The organism is Cellulomonas chitinilytica, assembly GCF_016862675.1.
GTDB lineage: Bacteria > Actinomycetota > Actinomycetes > Actinomycetales > Cellulomonadaceae > Cellulomonas > Cellulomonas chitinilytica.
Genome location: NZ_BONK01000026.1, coordinates 1 through 4,891 on the forward strand (window position 1 = coordinate 1; position 4,891 = coordinate 4,891).

Consider the following 4,891-nt stretch of genomic DNA (forward strand, 5'->3'; position numbering starts at 1 on the left):
CCGGGATCGACGCCCACCCCGGCATCTGCCGCACCAGCGCGATCGAGTTCGCGCTGCCCGTCTCGGTGACGACGTCGCCGGCGAGCTCCACGGCGCGAGCGGCGTTGACGCGCCCGAACCCGTAGTCGTCGTTGTGCCCGTTCGCGTCGTAGGCGACGCCGCCGATCTTGTCGGCGGAGTCGTGCATGACGGCCCGGAGCTGGTCACGGGTCATCGCGGTGTTCATCGACAGCGCGAGCGCGGCGACCCCCGCTGCGCAGGGCGCCGCGAAGCTCGTGCCGGTGCTCGGCCCGTACCCACCGGCGCCCGTCGTGCTCACGACGTCGACCCCGGGTGCGATGAGCTCGACCTCCGGCCCGCGGGCCGCGTTGTCCTCGAGGTCCATGCGGTTGGACCGCACCACGGCGATGACGTCGGGGTGCGAGACGACGTGGTCGGCCAGGACGTCGACGTTGTTGCCGTTGCTCGCCGCCCAGAAGATCGCGAGACCCTTGCCCTGGCGGCCCTGCGACCCGGCGAAGACGAGCGCGAGACGCAGCGCCTCGGTGAGGTCCCAGTCGGCACCGTTCGGGCCGAGGCTCGACACGAGGACGTCCGCACCGGACGCCGGGTCCGCACCCGCGACGACGGTCGACGGGTCCGCGGCGTAGCTGACCGCGCGTGCGAGCGTCACCTGCGTGCCCACCTGGTCCCCGAGCGCCGCGATGAGCAGGAGGTCGCTCTCGGGGGCGGCACCCGAGCCGCCGCGCCCGTTGCCCTGCCGGGCGGCCGCCATGCCGGCGCAGAACGTGCCGTGGTTGCTGCCGGGCATGCCCCCCGTACCCTGCACGAAGATCGCCGGGTTGGCGCCGTTGGACTGGAAGTGTCCCGACTCCGGGACGACGGCCGCCTGGAGGTCCTCGTGCGCGGCGTTGAACCCGTTGTCGATGACCGCGAGCCGCACACCGGCGCCACGGGTGACGTCCCAGGCCGCCTCGATGTGCACGTCGGCACCGACCGTGCCGCCGGCCTGGCCCGTGTTCAGCCACTGCCACTGCTCGCCGTAGCGCGGGTCCGTCGGGTGCAGCCGCTGGTCCACGTGCTCGACGAAGCTCGGCTCCGCGAACACGACCCGGGGGTCGGCGTCGAGCGCGGCCGACGCGGCGATCGCGTCGTCGTGCCGGACCGTGTCGACCTCGAACAGGTTCGGCGCCCAGCCCAGCGTGAGCAGCGGGACGACCCCCAGCTCCTCGAGGGTCGCCCGCGCCTGGTCGGCGGACAGCCCGGCGTCGAGCTGCACGGTGAGCCGTCGGGTGACGATCCCGACCCGCCCGCTCGGGCGCCGCACGAGCTCGCCGGCCCGTTCGACCTCGTCGGGGGTCTCCCGGGCCATCAGGTCGCCGGCCCCGGCACCGGCTCCGGCACCGGGCGCGGCACCGGGCTCGACGAACACCCACCCGGCCCGGCGGAACGCGTCGACGTCGTCGTCGCTCAGCCCCGCCTGCCGGCTCGCGTCGGTCGACTCGACCTCGCGTGCCCGTCCGGCCCGCTCGCCGGTCTCGTCGGGCGCCACCTTGACGGCCGCGACGTCCTCCACCTGCTCGACGGTCCGCCGTTCACCGCGGACGAAGTACTCGCGTTCCATGTCCCGCTCCCCCGTTGTCGACGCGGCTCGGGCCGCGCGCTGTGCCGTTGGGGATCAGGAGTGGATGCGGGAGGCGAAAATACCGATACCCGGCCGAACCGGGGCATCTCGGGCGTGCGGGAGCGGGTCAGCCGAGGACACGACGCTCTGCGGCGTCCCACTGCGCGGCCGACGGCCCGTCGCCCGGCACGTACCGGCGCAGGTCGAGGCCGCGGGCGCCCACCCGCCGCAGGTCGCGCAGGTCGCGCACGTCGCCGGGGAGGACCCCGGCCGCCCGTGCCTGGACGAGCACGTTCCCGAGGGCGGCACCCTCCGCGGGCCCGGCGACCACGGGCAGGCCGGTCGCGTCGGCGGTGAGCCGGCACAGCAGCTCGTTGCGGACCCCGCCGCCGACCACGTGCACGACCCGGACGTCCCGGTCGGCGAGCGTAGCGGCCTCGCGCACGGCCCGCCGGTAGGCGAGCGCGAGCGAGTCGAGGATGCACCGGACCGTCTCCGCCTGGGACTGCGGCGGGCTCTGCCCGGTCCTCACGGCGAGCGCGGCGATGCGCGTGGGCATGTCGCCGGGCGGCAGCAGCTCGGGGGCGTCGATGTCGACGACCGTGGTGAGCGCAGGGACGCGGGCGGCGGCGGCGAGCAGGTCGGGCAGGTCGGCGGGCAGGCCGGCGTCGTTCCAGGTGCGGATCGACTCCTGGAGCACCCACAGGCCCATGACGTTGCGCAGGTACCGGACGGTCCCGTCGACGCCGGCCTCGTTGGTGAAGTTGGCGCGCCGGCCGGCCTCCGACAGGACCGGCCGGGAGAGCTCGAGCCCGACGAGCGACCAGGTGCCGCACGAGATGTACGCGAAGTCGTCGTCGGTCGCGGGGACGGCGACGACGGCGGACGCGGTGTCGTGCGACCCGACGGTCCACACGGGCAGCGGCGCCCGGTGGCCGACGTCGGTGCGGGTCTCGTCGTGCACGTGCCCGAGCAGCGTGCCCGCGTCGCGCAGCGGCGCCAGCAGCGTCGCGTCGATGCCGAGCCGCGCGGCGAGGTCGGTCGCCCAGGTGCGGGTGGTCGCGTCGAGGAGGCCGGTGGTGGACGCGTTGGTGACCTCCGCGACCTCGACGCCGGTGAGCCACGCACCGAGCAGGTCGGGGATCAGCAGGGCGCGCCGGGCGGCGGCGAGCTGGGCGGTGCCCTGGGCGGCGACGAGCTGGAACACGGTGTTGAACGGCTGGACCTGCAGGCCGGTGCGGGCGTACAGCTCCTCGGCGGGGACGGTGGCGAAGACCTTCTCGGGGATCCCGGCGGTGCGTCGGTCGCGGTAGTGCACGGGGTTGCCGAGCAGCACGCCGTCCGCGTCGAGCAGGCCGTGGTCGACGGCCCACGAGTCGATGCCGACCCCGTCGAGCACGCCGACGTCGCGGGTCGCGGCCCGCAGCCCGTCGAGCACGCCGCGGTACAGGTGCAGGACGTCCCAGTGCAGGGTCGGCTCGCCACCCTGGCCGGGTCCGGCCCCAGGGCCGCCGGACGACGCAGCGCCCGCGCCCCGACCCGAGGCGCGAACCGCCGGCACGGCGACGGGACCGTTCGCGAACCGGTTGACCTCGTGCAGCTCGACGCGCGGCCCGCCGTCGCCGGGCAGCACCCGCCCGACGATGACCCGCCCGCTCGACGCCCCGAGGTCGACGGCGGCGAAGGCCGGCACACGCGTCGCCGGAACCCGAGCCGGAACCGGAGCCGGAGCCGGAGCCGGAGCCGGAGCCGTCATCGCAGGAACGCGGCGGCCACGCCCGAGTCGACCGGCACGTGCAGCCCGGTGGTCTGCACGAGGTCGGGGCCGGTGAGCGCGAAGACGGCGGCGGCGACGTGCTCGGGCAGCACCTCGCGCTTCAGCAGGGTCCGCTGCGCGTAGTAGGCGCCGAGCTCCGACTCGGGCACCCCGTACACGGCGGCCCGCTGCGCCCCCCACCCGCCGGCGAAGATCCCGGACCCGCGCACGACGCCGTCGGGGTTGACCCCGTTGACGCGGATGCCGTGCTCGCCGAGCTCGGCGGCGAGCAGCCGCACCTGGTGGGCCTGGTCGGCCTTGGTCGCGGAGTAGGCGATGTTGTTCGGGCCGGCGAACAGGGAGTTCTTGGAGGCGATGTAGACGATGTCGCCGCCCATGCCCTGCGCGATCATCGCCCGGGCCGCCTCGCGGGCGACGAGGAACGAGCCGCGGGCCATGACGTCGTGCTGCAGGTCCCAGTCGGCGACGGTGGTGTCGAGCAGCGGCTTGGAGATGGACAGGCCGGCGTTGTTGACGACGAGGTCGACGCCGCCGAAGGCCAGCGACGCCTGCGCCACGAGGTCCGCGACGGCCTCCTCGGACGTCACGTCGGCCTCGACCGCGACGGCGACGTCGGGCCCGCCGAGCGACTCCGCGACCTCGCGCGCACCGTCGAGGTTCCGGTCCGCGACGACGACGCACGCCCCTTCGGCCGCGAGCCGCTCCGCGATGGCCCGGCCGATGCCCGACCCGGCGCCGGTCACGAGCGCGACGCGGGTGGCGAGCGGCTTGGCCTTCGGCATGCGGGCGAGCTTGGCCTCCTCGAGCGCCCAGTACTCGATGCGGAACTTCTCGGCCTCGTCGATCGGCGCGTACGTCGAGATCGCCTCGGCACCGCGCATCACGTTGATCGCGTTGACGTAGAACTCCCCCGCGACCCGGGCCGTCTGCTTGTCCTTGCCGAACGAGAACATCCCCACGCCCGGGACCAGCACGATCGCCGGGTCGGCGCCGCGGATCGCGGGGCTGCCGGGCGTGGCGTGCCGGTCGTAGTACGCCTGGTAGTCGGCGCGGTACTCCGCGTGCAGGGTCCGCAGGCGGGCGACGACGTCCTCGACCGGCGCGGTCGGCGGCAGGTCGACGACGAGCGGCCGGACCTTCGTCCGCAGGAAGTGGTCCGGGCAGGACGTGCCCCGCGCGGCCAGCTCGGCGAGCCGCTGCCGGGACAGGAAGTCCAGCACCACGTCGGAGTCGGTGAGGTGGCCGACCTGCGGGCGGTCGGTCGAGGCGAGGCCCCGGATGACGGGCGCGAGCGCGGCCGCCCGGGCGCGGCGCTCGTCGTCCGGGAGGGGCGGGTGCACGACGGCGCCGAACGGGTGCCCGCCCTCAGCGGCCAGGGCGGCCGTGCGCTCGGCGATGAACCCCTCGGCGCTGCGGATGATCTCGAGGGACCGCTGCTCGGCCTCCTCGGACGTCGCGCCCCAGGCGGTGATGCCGTGCCCGCCCAGGAT

3 protein-coding genes are annotated in these 4,891 nt (G+C 75.2%); all 3 read right to left on the reverse strand.

The annotated features are described in order from the left end of the window. Positions 1–1,624 (reverse strand): S8 family serine peptidase (locus Cch01nite_RS22405; RefSeq protein WP_203758739.1); only part of this gene is annotated, 1,624 nt, incomplete at its 3' end. 127 nt (positions 1,625–1,751) lie between these two features. After that, positions 1,752–3,317, reverse strand: coding sequence for a rhamnulokinase (locus Cch01nite_RS22410; protein ID WP_239071245.1), 1,566 nt, complete (start codon positions 3,315–3,317; stop codon positions 1,752–1,754). Between the two features lie 59 nt (positions 3,318–3,376). After that, on the reverse strand, positions 3,377–4,891 hold a 1,515-nt coding region (rhaD, locus tag Cch01nite_RS22415; protein WP_203758741.1), incomplete at its 5' end, for a bifunctional rhamnulose-1-phosphate aldolase/short-chain dehydrogenase.